This window comes from Novosphingobium sp. GW821-FHT09E05 (assembly GCF_059416165.1).
The window spans coordinates 111,125-131,281 of record NZ_JBWKOQ010000004.1 but is presented as its reverse complement, the minus strand read 5'-3'; the positions used below and the strand labels follow the sequence as shown (position 1 = coordinate 131,281).

The following is a 20,157-nucleotide window of genomic DNA, read 5'->3' as shown; positions in this document are numbered from 1 at the left end:
ATGGCCCAGGTCTTCGCCCTTACTTCTCTTCCATCGAGCTGCGGGTATCCTCGAGCGCCAGGTCCACAAGAACGTTCATCGCCTCGGCCGCGCCCGCGGCGTCTCCGTTTGCGATCGCGTCATACACCCGCACGTGGTCGGGGATCGGATTGCGGGGCAGGGCGCGGGCGCGCTGCTTGAACTGGGTGGTCCAGTTCACCGCCGCGCCGATCGAGGCGCTGAGGACGAGCAGGGCGTCGTTGCGGGTCGCCTGCAGGATCGCCTTGTGGAAATCGCGGTCCGCCGCGCGCCCGGCCTCGGTGGTGAGGGTGTGGCGGCGCATGGCGGTGAGCGCGTCCTTCATCGCCTTGAGGTCCACCTTGTCGCGGCGCTGGGCGGCGAGACGGGCGGCGGCGGGCTCGACGATGGCGCGCAGTTCGAAGAGGCTGCGCACGAATTCGATGTCCGGCTCCCCGGTGAAGGCCCAGCCGAGCACTTCGGGGTCGAGCAGGTTCCAGCGGTCGCGCGGGAGGACGCGGGTGCCGGCCTTGGGGCGGCTTGCCACGAGCCCCTTGGCGGACAGCACCTGGATCGCCTCGCGGTAGGCGCTGCGCGAGACCTGCAGTTCCTCGGCGAAAGCAACTTCGCCGGACAAAATGTCTCCGGGGGCATATTTGCCCGACAAGATGGCCGTACCCAGCTTGTGGGCGATCGCGCCGTGGAGCCTCCGCCCCGGTCCCCGCGATTCCTCGCCCTGCCTCGCGCTCGCGTCGGTATTGGTATAATCGGCTTCTGACACTGTCACGAGTTCCTCCAAAACCGAAACTAACAGTCCTTTCCACGAGAAGGAACGACAAACATTGCGTTTCCGGCTCGACGACAATATGTCGGAGTAAATCAGGAGAGCCCAGATGACCGAATTCCGCTCCATCGTCGCTGCCACCGGCGAACCCCACGGCGAACCCCTTCCCGTGAGCACCGCCGCCGACGTCGAGGCCGCATGCGCCGCCGCCGCCGCCGCGTTCGACACCTACCGCGCCACCAGCCGCGAGGAGCGCGCCGCGTTCCTCGAGCGAATCGCGGACGAGATTCTCGCGCTCGGCGATTCGCTGCTCGACGCCTACACCGCCGAGAGCGGCCTGCCGCGTGCGCGCAGCGAAGGCGAGCGGGGCCGTACCATGGGCCAGCTGCGCCTGTTCGCGGACGTCGTCCGCAAGGGCCAGTGGCAGCAGCTGCGCATCGATCCCGCGCTGCCCGAGCGTGCGCTGCCGCGTCCGGACCTGCGCCTGCGCATGATCCCGGTCGGCCCGGTCGCCGTGTTCGGCGCCTCGAACTTCCCCCTCGCCTTCTCGACCGCGGGTGGTGACACCGCCTCCGCGCTCGCGGCCGGCTGCCCGGTCGTGGTCAAGGGCCACCCCGCGCACCCGATCACCGGCGGCCTCGTGGCTTCCGCGATCAGCAAGGCGGTTGCGGCTTCGGGCCTGCCCGAGGGCATGTTCCAGCACCTCGCCGGTCCGTCGAACGAGCTTGGCGCGGCGCTGGTCCAGAACCCGCACATCATGGCGGTCGGCTTCACCGGCTCGCGCGGCGGCGGTCTCGCCCTCGTCAAGCTGGCGCAGGCCCGCGAAGTGCCGATCCCGGTCTATGCCGAAATGTCGAGCATCAACCCCGTTGTGCTGCTGCCCGAAGCGCTGAAGGCGCGCGGCGCGGCGCTGGGCACGGCGTTCGTCGGCTCGCTCACCATGGGCGCCGGCCAGTTCTGCACCAACCCCGGCCTGATCCTCGCCATCGAGGGTGAGGGGCTTGACGCCTTCATCGCCGCCGCCTCGGGCGCGGTCGCCGAAGCCAAGCCGCAGACCATGCTGACCACCGGCATCGCCGCCGCCTACGCCAAGGGCGTCGAGACGCTCTCGGCTCTGCCGGGCGTCGAGACGGTCGCCAAGGGTGAGGAAGGCAGCCGCACCACCGGCGGCGCCGCGCTGTTCCAGACCACGGCGGCGCAGTTCCTCGCCGACAAGGAAGCCGGCAACGAAGTCTTCGGTGCAGCCTCGATCGTCGTGCGCGCCAAGGACGAAGCCGAGCTGCTGACCCTGCTCGAGGGCCTGGAAGGCCAGCTGACCGCCACCCTGCACATGGACGATACGGACGAGGGCACTGCCTCGCGCCTGCTGCCCGTGCTGGAGCGCAAGGTCGGGCGCATCCTCGCCAACGGTTGGCCGACCGGCGTCGAAGTGTGCCACGCAATGGTCCACGGCGGCCCGTTCCCCTCGACCTCCGACCCGCGCACCACGTCGGTCGGCAGCATGGCAATCGACCGCTTCCTGCGTCCGGTCAGCTACCAGAACCTCGCGCAGGGCGTGCTTCCGCCCGAACTGCGCGACGATGCCTTCGGTGACGGCGCCCCGCGCCTGATCGACGGTACGCTTACCCTCAACTGATCACCAGCCAGTCCCCGCGGCGCTCCTCACCAGAAGGCGCGCCGCGGCAGGGCCAAGAATCCCTCGGGAGAGACCCCATGACCTACCTTCGCCTGCTCCAGCATCGCAGCGCCGACGGCGCACGCTCCGTCATTCTCGCCGAGGGCGATGCCGCCCATGTCCTTCCGGGCGTCACCAGCACCCGCGAACTCGCGCTGCGCGCCATCGCCGAGGGCGTGACGCTCGCCGAAGCCGCGAAAGCCTGCGGGCAGGGCGAAGCCATCGACATCGCCGCCGAATTCGCCGCCGGCAACCTGCTGGCCCCGATCGACCACGAGGATTCGGCGCACCTGCTGATGACCGGCACCGGCCTCACCCACCTCGGTTCCGCCGAGGGCCGCGACAAGATGCACCAGGCCGCGTCCTCGGGCGGCAACCTGACCGATTCCATGCGCATGTTCCTCGAGGGCCTCGAAGGCGGCAAGCCCGCCGCGGGCACCGAAGGCCAGCAGCCCGAGTGGTTCTACAAGGGTGACGGCCAGCTGCTCGTCGGCCCCGGCGAAGCGCTCGTCATGCCCGCCTTCGCCAAGGACGGCGGCGAGGAGCCCGAACTGGCCGGCATCTACCTGATCGGCGAGGACGGCACCGCGTACCGCCTCGGCCTCGCGCTCGCCAACGAGTTCTCGGACCATGTGACCGAGCGCCACAACTACCTCTGGCTCGCCCACTCGAAGCTGCGCCAGGCCGCGCTTGGCCCGGAACTGCTGCTCGGCACCCCGCCGCAGAAGATCGAGGGCACCAGCAAGGTCGTCCGCAATGGCGAGACGATCTGGGAAAAGCCCTTCCTCTCGGGCGAGGACAACATGTCGCACACCTTCGCCAACCTGGAGCACCACCACTTCAAGTACGACCTGTTCCGCCGCCCCGGCGACGTGCACGTCCACTTCTTCGGCACCGCGACGCTGTCGTTCGCCGACGGCGTGACCACGGAGGAAGGCGACGTCTTCGAAATCGCCGCCGCGCCCTTCACGCTGCCCGTGTCGAACCCGCTGGCCCGCGCCGCCGCTTCGGAAGAGCCGACGACCAACGTGAAGTCGCTCTGAGCATGGATCCGATCCGCATCGCCATCGTCGGCGTCGGCAAGATCGCGCGCGACCAGCACATCCCCGCGATCAACGGCAACGCGGCGTTCAGCCTCGCCGCGACGGTCAGCCCGCACCACAAGGGTCCGGAAGGCATTCCGCATTTCGACACCCTCGAGGAGCTGATCGAGAGCGGCCCGGCGGTCGACGCCGTGGCGCTCTGCACGCCGCCGCAGGTGCGCTACGATCTGGCCGCGCTGGCGCTCGCCAAGGGCATGCACGTGTTCCTGGAGAAGCCGCCGGGCGCAACGCTGGCCGAAGTCGCCGCGCTGGAAAGCCGCGCCGACAAGGTGGGCGTGACGCTGTTCGCCTCGTGGCACTCGCGCTTCGCGGCCGGTGTCGGCCCGGCCCGCGCATGGCTGGCCGAACGCACGGTCACGAGCGCGAAGATCGTCTGGCGCGAGGACGTGCGCGTCTGGCATCCGGGCCAGGCGTGGATCTGGGAGCCGGGCGGCCTCGGTGTCTTCGATCCGGGCATCAACGCCCTTTCGATCGCAACGCACATCCTGCCGCGTCCGTTCTTCATCAAGGCCGCGACGCTGGAGATACCCTCCAACCGCGCTGCCCCGATCGCTGCGGACATCGAGTTCCGCGACACCGCCGGAGCCGAAATCCACATGGACCTCGACTGGCGCCAGACCGGCCCGCAGTCTTGGGACATCGTGGTCGAGACCGACGCGGGCACGCTCAAGCTCTCGCACGGCGGTGCGGTGCTGACCCTGCCGAGCGGCACCGAGCACAACGAGGACCTCGAGTATCCGGGCCTCTACGCCCGTTTCGCCAACCTCATACGGGGCGGGCGCAGCGATGCGGACATCGCGCCGCTTCGCCTCGTCGCCGACGCATTCCTGCGCGGCAATCGCCAGATCGTCGACGCATTCCACGACTGACAACCCCAGGGAGGGGACAGGACATGATCAAGGCAATTCGCCGCACTACTCTGGCCATGCTGCTCGGCGCGACCGCGTTGGCGGGCACGGCCCAGGCCGATACCAACAACCAGCCGACCACCGCCACGATCGAGGCCGACAAGCCCGGCCCGGTCTACCACAAGGAAGTCTTCACCCAGTTCGCCGAGCACCTCGGCACCGGCATCTACGGCGGCCTGTGGGTCGGCAAGAACAGCAAGATCCCGAACACCAACGGCTTCCGCAACGACGTCGTCAAGGCGCTGCGCGACCTGTCGGTGCCGGTGATCCGCTGGCCGGGCGGCTGCTTCGCCGACGAGTACAACTGGCGTGAAGGCATCGGCCCGCAGAACAAGCGCCCGGTGAAGATCAACACCCACTGGGGCGGCGTCACCGAGCCCAACACCGTCGGCACGCACGAGTTCTTCGAGCTGATCCGCCAGGTCGGCGCGGAAGCCTACATTGCCGGCAACGTCGGCAACGGCACGCCGCGCGAAATGGCCGAGTGGGTGGAATACATGACCTCGCCCGCCGGTTCGCTGGCCGACGAGCGCGCCCGGAACGGCCACAAGGAGCCCTGGAAGATCCAGTACTTCGGCGTCGGCAACGAGCTGTGGGGCTGCGGCGGCAACATGCGCCCCGAGTTCGCGGCAGACGAGACCCGCCGCTACGCCACCTTCATCAAGCCGCCCGCCGGCACCAAGATCCTGAAGGTCGCAGCGGGCGCCAACGTCGACGACTACAACTGGACCGAGACCATGATGCGTGTCGCCGCGCCCCAGCTCGACGGCGTCTCGCTGCATTACTACACGCTGCCCGAAGGTGGCTGGCCGCCCAAGGCTGACCCGGTGAACTTCGACGAGCATGGCTGGGCCGATACGCTCAACGAAGCCCGCCGCATGGACGAGCTGATCACCAAGCACAGCGCGATCATGGACAAGTACGACCCCGACAAGCGGGTCTTCCTGGCCGTGGACGAGTGGGGCACCTGGTTCGCCCAGGACCCCGGCACGCACCCCGGTTTCCTGCGCCAGCAGAACACCCTGCGCGACGCGCTTGTGGCCTCCACCCACCTCGACATCTTCGCCAAGCACGCCGACCGCGTGCGCATGACCGCCATCGCGCAGATGGTGAACGTGCTCCAGGCGATGATCTTCGCGGACGGCAACAGGATGGTGCTGACGCCCACCTACCACGTCTTCGAGATGTACAAGCCGTGGCAGGATGCGACCGTGCTGCCGATCGAGATCAAGTCCCCCTGGTACGCCAAGGACCAGTTCACTATGCCGGCGGTGAGCGGCTCGGCGGTGAAGGGCAAGGACGGCAAGGTCCATGTCGGCCTGTCGAACCTCGATCCCAATCAGCCCAACACCGTGACGATCAAGCTGGACGGCGTGTCCGCTGCCGGCGTGACCGGACGGGTGCTGACGGCCTCGGCAATCAACTCGCACAACACCTTCGACGCGCCCGACGTGGTCAAGCCTGTCCCCTTCACCGGCGCGAGCGTGCAGGGCGGAAACCTCGTGGTCACGCTGCCGGCGAAGTCGGTCGTCGTGCTCGAACTGCAATGAAGACCTTGTTCCTAACCCTTGCCGCGCTGGGATTTTCCAACGCGGCGCTTGCGCCCGCTTTGGCGCAGGGCACTGCGCCGCCGACGCTCAACTCGCAGCTCACGGGCGACCTCACCGTGCACGACCCGGTCATCATCCGCGAGGGTGACACCTATTACGTGTTCAGCACCGTGGGCAAATACATCGGGATCAGGACCTCCAAGGACCTGAAGACCTGGACCGACGCGGGTGCCGTCTTCGCCGAGATTCCCGCCTGGGCCAAGGAGGCCGTTCCCGGAACCGAAGGCATCTGGGCGCCTGACATCAGTTACGTGAACGGCGAATACCGGCTCTACTATTCGGTCTCGACCTTCGGTTCGAACCGCTCCGCCATCGGCCTCGCCACAAGTCCGACGCTGGGCGCGAAGGCGAAGTGGAAGGACCAGGGCCTCGTCGTCCTGTCCACGAAGGAGGACGATTTCAACGCGATCGACCCCAACTTCGTGGTCGATGCGCAGGGCCGCCAGTGGCTGTCGCTCGGCAGTTTCTGGAGCGGTATCAAGCTCTTCCCGCTTGATCCCAGGACCGGCAAGCCCGCGCCGGGGACCGAGCCCTACTCGATCGCGCGCCGTCCTGCCCCGGCCGGCGGACCCGCGCCGATCGAGGCGCCGTTCATCATCCCGCACGAGGGCTGGTACTACCTGCTGGCGTCCTACGACTACTGCTGCAAGGGCGTTAACAGCACGTACTACACCGTGGTCGGCCGCTCGAAGAAGGTCACCGGACCTTACCTCGGCAAGGACGGCAGCGACATGATGCAGGGGGGCGGCAGCATCTTCCTGCGCGCCGACCTGCAGGAGCAGCAGCGCTTCCGCGGGCCCGGCCACGCGGGCGCCTTCACCGACAAGGACGGCCAGACCTACGTCGTCTACCATGCCTACGACAAGCAGGACAAAGGCGCGCCGAAACTGCGCATCGCCCCGGTCCGCTGGGATGCCGACGGCTGGCCCGTAGCGCAATACTGAGACCCACCTGACGGCGCCCCGGCCCTCGTGCCGGGGCGCTCTTTTTTCAGGTAGACCTAACCGGCACCTGAACGACACCTAAACATACACGACCACCGGAGAGGACGACATGACGATGCTTCTATCGCGCCGCACTTTCGCCGCCGCGGCCTCGCTGCTGCCGCTCGCCTGCACGAACCCCGGCACGGCCGCCCTGGGCACCCCGCCGGCACCCAAGCCGACCGGCCCTATCAACCCGCTGGTGCGCCAGCGCGCCGACACCCAGATCTTCCTCCACGACGACGGCTTCTACTACCTGATGGGCTCGGTGCCCGAGTACGACCGCCTCGCGCTGCGCCGCGCCAAGACCATCGCCGGCCTCGCCACCGCCGAGGAGCGCGTGCTCTGGCGCCATGAGGCAAGCGGGCCGATGTCCGGCTTCCTGTGGGCGCCCGAACTGCACTTCATCGACGGGCGCTGGATCGTCTATTTCGCGGCGGGCCCGAGCGGCGGCGGCGAGGACGTCTTCCGCATCCGCACTTTCGCCGTGGTCTGTGACGGCCCGGACCCGATGACCGGCAACTGGTCGGTGCTGGGCCAGTTCAAGGCGCCGTGGGACAGCTTCAACCTCGATTCCACCGTCTTCACCCACCGCGGCGTGCGCTACTTCTCGTGGGCGCAGCGCGAGCCGGGGATCGACACCAATTCCAACGTCTACATCGCGCCGATGAAGGACGCGCTGACCCTCGCCGCAGCGCCCGCGCGCCTGACCGTGCCGACGCTCGACTGGGAAGTGCGCGGCTACAAGGTCAACGAGGGCTCCGCGTTCATCGTCAAGAACGGGCGCCTGTTCATGACCTACTCCGCCAGCGCCACCGACGCCCGCTACTGCCTCGGCCTGTTGAGCGTGGACGAGACCGCCAACATCATGGACCCGCGCGCCTGGACCAAGTCGCAGGAACCGGTCTTCGTCACCTGCCGCGAGACCTCGGTCTACGGGCCGGGCCACAACAGCTTCACCGTGGACGAGCAGGGCCGCGACATCCTCGTCTACCACGGCCGCGACTACGAGGCGATCGAGGGCGACCCGCTCTACAACCCGGACCGCCATACGCGCGTCCAGCGCCTGTACTTCGGCGCCAACGGCAGCCCCGACTTCGGCGTGCCGGTCGGCAACGGGCCGCTTCCCGAGCGCTTTGCCCCGGCCGTGAAGCGCAGCGTAAACCTCCTGCTGGAGGGCGACCGCCTCAAGGTCGGAACCGGCCCGATCGAGCAGACGCAGTTCCGCTCGTGGCCGGCGGACGACGGCACGGTGCAGCTCTCGCCGATCATGAAGCGCGACCAGTGCCTCGTCGCCGCCGCCGACGGTTCGGTCACCCTTGCGCCCCGCGCCGCGACCGGCGCCGTGCCGGGCGCCGACCGCTTCCGCCGCGAGGAGGCTAAGGGCGGGGCCGTGCGCTTCGTCTCGCAGGCGTTCTCCGGCAAGGCGCTGGCCCATTCCTCCGACAACGTGCGACTCGCGGCCGCTGCCGATCCGGCGAGCGCGTGGCTTCCGGGCTGACCTCGTTTCTCCCTGCTTTCCGCCGGAAACCTCCCGGTTTCCGGCGGTATTGCGGCGGATCGGCAACACCCGTGAAAGGTTTTTGACAGCTTCGGTGTTTTTCCTCTTGCAACGAATTAGTCCGACTAATAACTAGCCGGAGTAATTGGAGGGGCATGGTATCGACCAGCCCCATTTGGGAGGGTTGATACCATGGCACTCAAGCCATTCGCATTCTGCACCGCATCCGTTTTCGCGCTGAGCCTGGCCACCGTGGCCCATGCGCAGGACACCGCGGCCCCCGAGGCCCCGGCCGCTGACGACGCTTCGGCTGAAGAGATCATCGTCACCGGCGTCCGTGCCTCGCTCGCCAGCGCGCAGCGGATCAAGGAAAACTCGGTCCAGATCGTCGACTCGATCGTCGCCCAGGACATCGGCAAGCTGCCCGACAACACCGTGGCCGATGCGCTCCAGCGCGTGACCGGCGTCCAGGTGACGCGCGGCGCGGGTGAAGCCGGCACCGTGCTGATCCGCGGCCTGCCCAACACCGCCACGCTGCTCAACGGCCGCGAAGCCTTCACCGGCACCGGCCGCGGCGTCGCTCTTCAGGACATCCCGGCCGAACTGCTCGCCGGCGTCGACGTCTACAAGACCAGCACACCCGACCTCGTCGAGGGCGGCGTCGCCGGTGTCATCGACGTGCGCCTGCGCCGTCCGTTCGACTTCACCGGCCTCGAGATCGCCGGCGGCGGCCGCGCGATCTACAGCGACCAGTCGGACAAGTGGAGCTACCTGGGCAGCGGCCTCGTCAGCAATCGCTGGGAGACCCCGATCGGCGAGATCGGCCTGATGCTCGCGGCTTCGTACAACCGCCGCCGCTTCGAGGACAACACCGCGTTCGACTTCGTGTCGAACCCGATCGCCAACCCCGCGACCGGCGCCATGGTCGGCGTGCCCGACACCGTGGGCGGCCTGTACACGCAGGGCGACCGCAAGCGCATGGCCTACAACGGCTCGTTCCAGTGGCGCCCGGCTTCGAACCTCGAGGTCTACGTCGACGGCATCTACACCCAGTACAAGAACCGCTACGACACCGACTTCTTCGTCGGCCTGCCCAAGGCGGGCAACGTCACCTCGGTGACGCCCGACGCCGACTATCCCGGCCTCGCCAGCGGCGTGACGGTGCAGAACGCCTACACGATCACCAGCAACCAGGCGTACAAGGACAAGACCACCACCTACCAGATCAATGGTGGCCTGAAGTACGACGCCGACGACTACACCACGCTGACGACCGAGCTGACGTACAATCGCAGCAAGATCGCCAACCGCAACATGATCGTCGACACCTCGTTCAACGCCCCGACGGCGGTGTACCAGTTCGACGTGGGCGGCACGCCCAACATCGACATCCAGGGCGTCGATCTCACCGATCCCGCCAACTTCACGCTGCGCACGCTGTTCGACAACCACAGCGTCGCGATCAGCAAGCAGTGGGCATGGCGCGCTGACGTCGAGCACCGGTTCGACGACGGCTTCCTGTCGGCGCTCAAGGTCGGCGCACGCTACACCAACCGCCGCGTGGACTCGCAGGCGACCGCCTCGATCCCGCTGGCCGCCACCAATCCGGTCCTCGTCAGCACCCTGCCGACCGACTTCTGGGACCTGTCGCCCAGCGGCCTCGTCAAGGGCAAGGCCGGCATCGGCTCGTTCCTCGACGCCAACGGCGACTACCTGCTGAGCAACAGCGACACCGTCCGCAGCTGGTTCGGCCAGGCCGCCGGTGACCGTCCCTACGAGCCCAACCTTGCCTTCGCCGACGTCGAGAAGACTTATGCCTTCTACGGCCAGGCGGCCTACCGCTTCGATATCGGCTCGATGCCGGTGGACGGCGTGGTCGGCGCGCGCGTGGTCAACACGGTGCAGAACCTTTCCGGCAACGGCGTGGAGAGCAAGCAGAACTACGTCGACGTCCTGCCCAGCATCAACATCCGCTTCGGCCTGGCCGACAACCTGAAGCTGCGTCTGGCCGCGGGCAAGACCATCACCCGCCCGAACTTCGCCGACCTCAACCCGCTCGTCACTTATGTGCCCAGCGGCTCGACCGGCAACCAGGGCTATGCCGGCACCGGCGGCGGCGGCAACCCCGACCTCGCCCCGATCAAGTCGGACGCCTACGACGCCACGCTGGAATACTACATCAGCAGCAATACCTCGCTGACGGCGGCGGCGTTCTACCGCAAGTTCGACGGCTACATCCAGACTTACGCGGCGCCCGAACAGTACCAGGGCCAGACCTGGCTGGTCAGCCGTCCGCGCGGCGTGAAGGGTACGCTCAAGGGTGTCGAACTGGCCTACCAGCAGTTCTTCGACTTCCTGCCGGGCGCGCTCAGCGGCCTGGGTGCCCAGATCAACGGCACCTACATCGAAGGCAAGAACGACGACCCGATCAACGGCGGCAGCCAGCGTCTCGTCAACGTGTCGAAGTATTCGTACAACCTCGTGGCGATCTACGAGAAGTACGGCATCTCGGCCCGTCTCGCCTACAACTGGCGTTCGAGCTTCGTGGACACCTACAATGCAGGCGGCATCCAGGCGAACTCGGTCGTGGCAGACCCGACCGGCCAGCTCGACTTCTCGGCCAGCTACGACCTGACGCCGGCGTTCACGGTGACCTTCGATGCCACCAACATCACCGACCGCACGTACCAGGACCGCTTCAAGGGCCTGAACGCGAGCGGCGTGTATTCCAGCACGCCGCGTGACACGCGCACCTACGACCGTACCTTCGAAGTCGGCGCGCGCTTCAAGTTCTGATCGGATGCAGGCCGCGACGTGAACGCCATTCACGCGGCGCGGCCCGCACCGGGCGACCGTTTCTCCGGGGCTCCTTCCTCTCCCAACACCCGGGGAACGGTCGCCCGAAGTGCTATATCGTCGTCCCCGGCTCGATCGGGGACCGCTGGCCGGGCCACCCCACCTTTCGGTGGGGCTGTGCCTGAAGTGCCGCCAGCGGTCCCCGGTCGAGCCGGGGACGATGTCGTTTCGAAGGGGTGAAGATGCGCTTGAAGAACGGGATGATCCTCGCCGCCGCGGCGCTTCTCGCAACGGCCGCGAGCCCTCCGCCCGGCGCCGCACCGGCCCTCGACATTCCCGCCATCGCCAAGGCGCGCTTCGGCAATGACGCGCCGTGGTACGAGGGGCGCATTCCCTTCTTCGAATCCTCCGATCCCAAGATAGACGCGGTCTACTACTACCGCTGGGGTCTGTTCCGCGCGCACCAGCGCGACCTGGGCGCGCAGGGCTACATCACCACCGAGTTCGCCGACGACGTCGACTGGCAGCGCCATCCCTTCGCCAGCCTCAACGACGCCAGCGGCTTCCACATCGCCGAGGGACGCTGGCTGAACGACCGCCGGTTCACCGACGACTACGTCAATTTCATGTACGAGGGCGGCAACGACCGCCACTTCACCGACCACATGGCGGACTCGGTCTGGGGCCGCTACCTCGTCGACGGCGACCGCGAGGCGGTGCTCGCGCACCTCAAGACGATGCGCCACGTCTACCGCCTGTGGGACGAGAAGTTCGACTTCGACAAGGGCCTCTACTTCGTCGAGCCGCTGCTGGACGCGACCGAGTACACCGTGTCCTCGATCGACGCCTCGGGCGGCAAGGACGGGTTCCGGGGCGGTGATGCGTTCCGGCCTTCGGTCAACAGCTACATGTTCGCCAACGCCCGCGCCCTCTCGCGCATGGCGACGCTGGCGGGCGACACGGCTATGGCGCAGGAATACGCCGGTCGCGCCGAGGCGCTGCGCACGCGCGTGCTCGCCGACCTGTGGAATCCCAAGCTCGCCCACTTCACCGACCGGCACCAGCTTACCAACGAATACGTCAAGTACTGGGACCCGATCCGCAACCGCGAACTGGTCGGCTACCTGCCGTGGATGTTCGACCTCGTGCCCGACGAGGCGAAGTATTCAAAGGCGTGGACGCACCTGCTCGACCCGGCTTCGCTGGCGGGCAAGGCCGGGATGCGCACGGTCGAGAAGAACTACGAATACTACATGCGCCAGTACCGCTACCTCGGCACCGCGCGCGAGTGCCAGTGGAACGGACCCGTGTGGCCCTACCAGACCACGCAGGTGCTGACCGGCATGGCCAACCTGCTCGATCACTACGACGCGCGCGGCCCCGTCACCCGCAGCGACTGGATGCGCGAGCTGCGCCTCTACACCCAGATGCATTTCCAGGGTGACAAGCTGGACCTCGAGGAGGACTACGACCCCGAGACCGGCAAGCCCATCGTCGGGCTGGACCGCAGCCATCACTACTTCCACTCCGGCTACCTCGACCTGATCCTGAGCGGCCTCGTCGGCATCCGCCCGCGCGCCGACGACGTGCTGGAGGTCAATCCACTGCTGCCCGCCGCCGGTGACCTGCAGGCGCTGGCGTGGTTCCGCGTCGAACGGGTGCCCTACCACGGCCACGCAGTCTCGGTCACATGGGACGCGGACGGCACCCATTACGGCCGGGGCAGGGGCCTCGCCATCGAGGTGGACGGCCGCGAAGTCGCCCGCAAGCCGCAGCTTGGGCGCATCGAGGTGCCCGTCGCGCGCAAGGCCAACGCCGCGATCGCGCGCGAGGAGAACCTGGCGGTCCAGCTCGTGCGCGGCGCCTATCCGAGGCCCGACGCTTCATCCGGCACCGACGCCGAAAAGCTGCACGACGGCATCGACGGCCGCGCGTGGTTCTACCCGGAACTGCCGAACGGTTGGGATTCCGCCGCCTCCGACAAGCCGCAGTGGTACGCGGTGGACTTCGGCAAGACCGTCACGCTGGGCCGCGCGGAACTGGCCTTCTTCGCCGACGACAGCACGTTCGCCGCGCCGCGCACCGTGGTGGTCGAACTGTTCCGCGGCGGCCGATGGAGCAAGGTGGCGGTGGGCACCGTGCCGCTCGCCAACGGCATCACCCAGGTCGCATGGCCTGCCGTCGAGGCCGAACGCATCCGCGTGACCATGAACCCCGCTCCCGGCCGCGCGATCCGCCTCGCCGAACTGAAAGCCTTCGCCCGCTGAACCTCGCGAGGGCTTGACCCTCGCGGCAACGCCGGAACGATGACGACGCGCTGGCGCCCCTCGTCGGGAGCGCCTGCGTTGACAACTGTCTATCCAGGTGGAAGCCTCCGCCGCGATAGTCCAGCAAAGGGACGTCGTCGGAGGAGAGGATTATGAGGAACGCGCAAAGGCTTGCGGCGGGAACCGCGCTGGCCGTGTTCGGAACCCTTGCGGCCACACCCGCCGCGCAGGCGCAGGCGCAGGCGGCCCCGCAGGCCGCCGGAGATACGTCCGGCGACATCATCGTCACCGCGCGCAAGCGCAGCGAGCGCCTGCTCGACGTGCCGGTGGCGGTTTCGGCGCTGTCGAAGGAACAGCTTGAGCGCTATGCCACGGTAACGCTCACCACGATAAGCCAGCAGGTGCCGCAGCTCGTCATCGCCGAGTCCCAGAACCAGGTCGGCGGCTCGATCAACCTGCGCGGCATCGGCTCGGGCATCTCCAACCCCTCGACCGAGACCGCCGTCACCCTGAACATCGACGGCGTGCCGATCAGCTACGGCAACGCGATCCGCCTCGGCCAGTACGACCTTAGTCAGGTCGAAGTGCTGAAGGGCCCGCAGGCGCTGTTTTACGGCAAGAACAGCCCCGGCGGCATCGTTTCGCTGACCTCGCAGGATCCGGGCAAGGTGTTCGAGGCCAAGCTGCGCACCGGCTACGAGTTCGCGGGCGACCAGCGTTATGTCGAGGGCACGGTATCCTCGCCGCTGACCGAGACCATCGGCGCGCGCGTGGTCGGCTACTACTCCAAGGAGGATGGCTGGTTCCAGAACGTCGCCGTGCCCATCGCCGGGGTGACACCCGGCCCGGCGGCGGACAGCTACAACGCCGAGGACGTCTTCGTGCGCGGCACCCTGACCTACGATTCCGCAGGCGGCGGGACGCGGGCCAAGGCCAAGATCGCCTATGGCAAGCGCACGCGCGACGGCGTCGGGCCGACCGGCGGCTCGCAGATCGTGTTCTGCCCGGGCGGCGTGAGCCGTCTCTCCGGCGCCATAGACTGCGAGCTGAACCGCAAGTTCTACAGCGTCATCCTGCCCGCCCGCATGACCGCGCTCGACCCTACGCTGCAGGACGGCGTTCCCTTCGCCAAGTCGAGCCAGTTCCTGACCTCGCTCTCGATCGACCAGGACCTTGGCGAGGCGCTGACGCTGTCGTCGGTCACGGGCTATTACCAATTGCGCGAAAAGTCGGTCGATCCGTTCACCTTCTCGAACGCCACCTACTTTGGCGCTTCGAACGACATCAACGCCACCGGTTTCAGCCAGGAACTGCGTCTTGCGACAGATTTCGACGGACCGCTGAACTTCCTCGCCGGCGGGTTCTACCAGGACGCGCACTTCAAGATCCGACAGGCCTTCGCGGTCGATTTCGGCGGGGTGACGACGCCGTTCCTCGTCGGCTCGACCTACTACGACGTCCATACCGAAGCCTCGTCGCTGTTCGGGCAGGCGCGCTACAAGCTGGTAGAGGACCTCGAACTGGCGGCGGGCGGGCGCTATTCCTGGGAGACCAAGTCGCTTGAAGGCACATCGTTCGCCAGCCCGATCGACGTGCTGAATCCGAAGCGCAGGTACACCGACTTCTCGCCCGAGGTCACGTTGACCTGGCGGCCGAGCACCAACCTGACGCTCTACGCCGCCTATCGCGAGGGGTTCACCTCGGGCGGCTTCAACACGGTGCCGACGACCCTGCGCTCTCAGGCGAACCAGACCCCGCCGCGCGTCGACCTGTCCTACGGGCAGATGACCGCAAAGGGCGGGGAGGCCGGGATCAAGGGCTACCTCGGCGGGCGGCAGGTGATGTTCGACCTCGTGGGGTACTACTACAAGTATTCCGGCCTGCAGCTGTCGCGCTACGACAATGCCTCGTTCACCCAGCTCACCCAGAACGCGGGCGGGGCGGAGATCGAGGGCGTCGAGGCGAGCGTGAGCTATCGGCCCGGCGCCTTGCCCGGCCTGTCGCTCAACGCGGCAGCGGCGTACAATCACTCGAAGTACACCGACTTCATCGGCGGGTGCTACGCGGGCCAGTCGGTCGGGGCGGGGTGCAACCTCAATCCGCGCACACCCAGCCTTCCGGCATCGACTTACGGCACGGCGGCCAATCCCTATCAGGACCAGGACCAGACCGGCCAGCGCCTGTTCCGCGCGCCCGAATTCTCGCTGACGGCGGGCGCCGCCTACGACCACGAATTCTCGACCAGCCTTGGCGGGACGGTGGCCGTCGATACCGCCTATAGCAGCAGCTACACCACGCAGACCGAGGCCAACCCGCTGAACCACCAGTCGTCGTACTGGCAGCTCAACGGCGCGATCACGCTGAACGGCGGGGACGACAAGCCGTGGGAAGTGGCGCTGATCGGGCGCAACCTGACCAACAAGCTCTACGTCGTCGCCGGTTCCGTGGTCGGCGCGACGGCTGCCGGTACGGGCACTTCGGTCACCCGGCAAGGCGACGTACTGGGCACCGCCAGCCCGCCGCGCAGCGTGACCCTGCAGCTGACTATCAAGGACAGCCTGTTGCGGAGACGGTGAGGGCCGTTCCCGCATCGGGAGTTCAGTCGAGAAAAGCATGCGCGACCGTAACAGGCCGCGGCGATGTAGGAAAACGGCACGGCGGCGGTTCTCGCTGGCACGATTACCCTGTAGCGAGGGGGCGGGCTCATGCGGGGGAGGGGCGGCATGGACGTGAAGAAGGAACCCAGGCGGCGCGATCCGGTCAAGACGCGGGCGCGGATACTCGCCGCCGCCTATGAGCGGTTCGCACAGGCCGGCTTTGCCAGCACCGGCATCCGCGACATTGCGCAGGACGCGGACGTCGCCTCGTCGCTGATCCTGCGCTACTTCGACACTAAGGCGGCGCTATTTCACGACGCGCTGGTCTACGGCATCGTCAACGAGAGCCTGTTCACCCGCGACAAGACCCGTTTCGGCGAACGCATGGCCAGGATGATCTGCGAGGCCGGCGAAGCCCGCCTGACCTCGCTCATGGTCATGGCCCTCGCCGATCCGGAGTCGCGCGAGGTGGCGAGCCGCGTGCTGTTGCGGCAGGTCATCGAGCCGCTCGCCGAATGGCTCGGCGCCCCCAACGCGCAGGCCCGCGCGATGAACCTCTACGGGCTGATGAGCGGCTTCGTGATCCAGGTTCGCATGCTCGACGACAGGCACATCGCCCCCGCTTCGGTGAAGTGGCTGGCGAAGGCGATGCAGGACATCGTCGACGAAACCTGACTTCAAGCCCCTTGCCAGCGCGCTGGCCCTGTGTCCTAATAGAACGAACGATCACTTAGAGGATCGCGGACACAGGAGAGAGTCGTGGCCATCACGCCCATCGCGTTCGACCCCGCGGAAGCCCAGCCGATCCCCATGCAGGCCGAGGAAGGCGACGTCGTCGAGCTGAAGCGGACCTACTGCAAGGTCTGCATGACCAACTGCGGCATCGTCGCGGAAGTGGCCAACGACACCAAGATCCTCAAGGTCAAGGCCGACCGCGATCACCCGATCACCAAGGGCTACAGCTGTCCCAAGGGCAGGGCGACCGGCCAGCTCCACCACCTGGATCGCCCGATCACGCGCCCGATGATGCGCAAGGGCGACGAACTCGTCGAGGTCAGCTGGGACCAGGCGCTGGACGATGTCGGCGCGCGGCTGCGCAAGGTCGTGGACGCGCATGGGCCGCATTCGGTGGGCATGTATTTCGGCAGCGGTCTGGGGCTCGATTCCTCCGGCTACACCATGGAGGATGCGCTCTGGGCGGCGCTCGACCATGGGCCGAAATTCACGCCGCTGACCAACGACGGCACCGCCAAGGTCATGATGTCGGGCGCGATGGGGCGCTTCTACGGGCTCAATCCCAAGACCGACTACGACGAATGCCAGATGGTCATCTACGTCGGCACCAACCCGATGGTCAGCCACGCCCACAACACCGGCATGTACCAGCCCGGCATGTGGTTCAAGGCCATCAACAAGCGCGGCGGCGAGATCTGGGTGATCGACCCGGTGCGCACCGAGACCGCCGACTTCGCCAGGGGTCACATCGCCACTTATCCCGGCAAGGACTACGCCGCGCTCGCCTGGATCGTGCGCGAGATCATCGAGGGCGGGCCGCTCGATCCGAAGCAGCCGATCAACGACCTCGAACCGCTGCGCGCGCTGCTCAAGGACCACACCCGCGCCAAGGCTGCCGAGATCGCCGGGGTGCCCGAGCAGCAGCTGCAGGACCTGCTCGACGCCATCCGCCGCCGCAAGATCGTCGCGATCGAGACGGGCACCGGCGTCGGCATGTCGCCCGGGTGCAACCTGACGGTGTGGATGTGCTGGCTCATCATGATCCTGACCGGCTCGATGAACGCTAGGGGCGGGCTCTGGATGCACCCCGGCGTGCTGTTCCCGTTCGACAAGTTCGTCGACCACCTGCCGCTCCTCGACAGCGCCTTCACGCGCGGCTCGCACGTCCGCCCGGACGTGAAGGGCGTGCTGGGCGACTGGCCCTGCGCGGTGCTGCCGCAGGAGATCGAGCAGGGCTACATGCACGCCTTCTTCAACTTCGGCGGCCACCTGCTGCGCTCGTTCCCGGACGCGAATGCCATCCGCAAGGCGCTGCCCAAGCTCGACCTGCACGTCAGCATGGAGATCACCCACAACGAGGTCAGCGGCTACTGCACCCACATCCTGCCGACCAAGTCTACGGTCGAACGCAACGAGTTCACCCGCTGGGACACGCTCAACTGGAACGTCTCGCTGCAATACGCGCCGCGTCTGGTCAAACCCACGGGCGAGCGGCGCTCGGCCTGGTGGGTGATCGCCGAGATCATGCGCCGCGCCGGGCTGCCGGTTGCGGATCATGTGCCCGCCATCGACAGCGACGAGAACGACGACTTCATGCAGGGCACCCACCTCGCGATGGCGCGCTGCACCTGGGAGGAGCTGAAGGAAAAGCGCGTCGTCGAATATCCGCGCGAGCTTCCGGCGCCCTGGGTCGACCGCCACTTCGAGCGCGCGGGCGGATGGCAGCTCATGCCCGCCGAGATCGTCGCGCAGTGGAACCATTTCCTCGCCCAGGACGAGGCGAATGCGGGCAAGCCCAAGCCGCTGGTCTATTCCTCGCGCCGCCAGCGCCGCAAGTTCAACGCGCAGATGAGCTTCCTGGGCGAGATCGCCGACTGCCTCATCAATCCGGACACCGCCGCCGAACACGGCATCGAGGACGGGCAGAAGATGCGCGTCTCCAACAAGTCGGGCGAGATCGTGGTGACGGCCAAGCTCGACCCGACGATCGTGCGCGGCGTCTGCTCGATCCCGCACGGCCATCAGGACGCCAACATCAACAACCTGACCTGCACCGACGACATGGACTGGCTGGGCGGCATGGCCTATTTCAGCGGCGTGCCGATCGAGATCGAGCCGGTACTGCAGGACCAAGAGGAGGCGCTCGACATGGCGGCCGAGTAGCGTTGCGGGGCAGGGGCATTTCGTCTAGCCTCTGCTGGACTCGGCGAATGCCGGGCAGCCATGACCGGGGCCGTCCGCCCCGCTGACCCTGCACACGAAAACACAGGTCCCTTATGATCGAGATGGTGATCGAACAGCGCCGCCGCAGCCTTGGCGGAGGGCTCGACGTCGGGCGCGTGCTGCCCTTCGCGAAGCGGCGCATGGTGGGGCCGTTCGTGTTCTTCGACCACATGGGCCCGCTCGACATGGCGGCGGGGGTGGACCGCAGCGTCGACGTGCGGCCGCACCCGCACATCGGCCTGTCGACCGTGACCTACCTGTTCTCCGGCGAGATCATGCACCGCGACAGCGTCGGCTCGCATCAGGCGATCCGGCCGCAGGAGGTCAACTGGATGACCGCCGGCAGCGGCATCACCCATAGCGAACGCTTCGAAAAGGCCCGCACCGAGGGCGACCACCTCCACGGCATCCAGGCCTGGGTCGCGCTGCCCGACGGCGACGAGGAAACCGCGCCCTCGTTCTCCCACCACGCAGGCGCCGACCTGCCGCAGTGGAGTGAGAAGGGCCTCCACGGCCAGCTCATCGCCGGCAGCGCTTACGGCCTGACCGCCGGTGCGCGCACCCACTCGCCGCTGTTCTACGCGCATCTCGACCTCGACGCGGGTGCGCAGGCGGAAATCCCCGTCCGTCATTCCGAGCGCGCGATCTACATCGCCACCGGCGCGGTCGAGATCGATGGCCAGCGGCACGAGGCGGGAAACATGCTCGTGCTCGGCCCCGACGTGTCGCGCATGACGGCGGCCGAACGCTCGACCGTGATGGTGCTGGGCGGCGAGCCGGTAGGCGAACGCTTCCTCTACTGGAACTTCGTCTCGTCCTCGAAGGAACGCCTGCGCCAGGCCGCCGCCGACTGGCAGGCGGGCCGCATGAAGCTGCCCGACGCCGACGACCAGGAGTTCATCCCGCTGCCCGACGACCCGTTCCTGAAGCCGCCACCGGCGATGTCCTGACGCCATAACCTCATCCCGGCGAAAGCGG

The 20,157-nt window shown here is 67.5% G+C and carries 13 protein-coding genes; 12 read left to right on the top strand and 1 reads right to left on the bottom strand.

All coding sequences use genetic code 11. The annotated features are described in order from the left end of the window. Positions 1-19: 19 nt before the first annotated feature. Positions 20-778, bottom strand: a complete 759-nt coding sequence (locus AC07M9_RS16660; protein ID WP_494885467.1) for a FadR/GntR family transcriptional regulator — start codon at positions 776-778, stop codon at positions 20-22. Positions 779-890: 112 nt separating this feature from the next. Between AC07M9_RS16660 and AC07M9_RS16655 the strand changes: the two genes are divergently transcribed. From AC07M9_RS16655 to AC07M9_RS16600, 12 genes are all read left to right on the top strand, one after another. Further along, positions 891-2,417, top strand: a complete 1,527-nt coding sequence (locus tag AC07M9_RS16655) for an aldehyde dehydrogenase (NADP(+)) (RefSeq protein ID WP_494885211.1) — start codon at positions 891-893, stop codon at positions 2,415-2,417. A gap of 77 nt (positions 2,418-2,494) precedes the next feature. Continuing rightward, a complete protein-coding gene (araD1, locus tag AC07M9_RS16650; RefSeq protein ID WP_494885209.1) occupies positions 2,495-3,499 on the top strand; it encodes an AraD1 family protein in 1,005 nt (334 codons plus the stop codon). Between the two features lie 2 nt (positions 3,500-3,501). Beyond that, positions 3,502-4,428: a Gfo/Idh/MocA family protein gene (locus tag AC07M9_RS16645; protein WP_494885207.1), complete on the top strand. Its 927-nt coding sequence runs from the start codon at positions 3,502-3,504 to the stop codon at positions 4,426-4,428. A 23-nt stretch (positions 4,429-4,451) separates the two neighbouring features. Then, on the top strand, positions 4,452-6,017 hold the full coding sequence (locus AC07M9_RS16640) for an alpha-N-arabinofuranosidase (protein ID WP_494885205.1): 1,566 nt from the start codon (positions 4,452-4,454) through the stop codon (positions 6,015-6,017). Beyond that, on the top strand, positions 6,014-7,021 hold the full coding sequence (locus AC07M9_RS16635; RefSeq protein ID WP_494885203.1) for an arabinan endo-1,5-alpha-L-arabinosidase: 1,008 nt from the start codon (positions 6,014-6,016) through the stop codon (positions 7,019-7,021). The genes AC07M9_RS16640 and AC07M9_RS16635 overlap by 4 nt, the downstream gene beginning before the upstream one ends. Positions 7,022-7,130: 109 nt before the next feature. After that, complete coding sequence (locus AC07M9_RS16630; protein WP_494885201.1) at positions 7,131-8,561, top strand: glycoside hydrolase family 43 protein; 1,431 nt, start codon at positions 7,131-7,133, stop codon at positions 8,559-8,561. Between the two features lie 192 nt (positions 8,562-8,753). Further along, positions 8,754-11,357, top strand: a complete 2,604-nt coding sequence (locus AC07M9_RS16625; RefSeq protein ID WP_494885199.1) for a TonB-dependent receptor — start codon at positions 8,754-8,756, stop codon at positions 11,355-11,357. A gap of 242 nt (positions 11,358-11,599) precedes the next feature. Continuing rightward, complete coding sequence (locus AC07M9_RS16620) at positions 11,600-13,624, top strand: MGH1-like glycoside hydrolase domain-containing protein (RefSeq protein WP_494885197.1); 2,025 nt, start codon at positions 11,600-11,602, stop codon at positions 13,622-13,624. 152 nt (positions 13,625-13,776) lie between these two features. Continuing rightward, complete coding sequence (locus tag AC07M9_RS16615) at positions 13,777-16,200, top strand: TonB-dependent receptor (protein ID WP_494885196.1); 2,424 nt, start codon at positions 13,777-13,779, stop codon at positions 16,198-16,200. Positions 16,201-16,347: 147 nt separating this feature from the next. Next, positions 16,348-16,896 (top strand): TetR/AcrR family transcriptional regulator, encoded by a 549-nt coding sequence (locus tag AC07M9_RS16610; RefSeq protein ID WP_494885194.1) that lies wholly within the window; start codon positions 16,348-16,350, stop codon positions 16,894-16,896. An 84-nt stretch (positions 16,897-16,980) separates the two neighbouring features. Continuing rightward, entirely contained in the window at positions 16,981-19,119 is a 2,139-nt protein-coding gene (locus AC07M9_RS16605) for a molybdopterin-containing oxidoreductase family protein (RefSeq protein ID WP_494885192.1), read from the top strand. 113 nt (positions 19,120-19,232) lie between these two features. Next, the gene (locus AC07M9_RS16600; protein ID WP_494885191.1) at positions 19,233-20,129 is read left to right on the top strand and encodes a pirin family protein; all 897 of its coding nucleotides are present in this window, start codon (positions 19,233-19,235) and stop codon (positions 20,127-20,129) included. Positions 20,130-20,157: the final 28 nt, after the last annotated feature.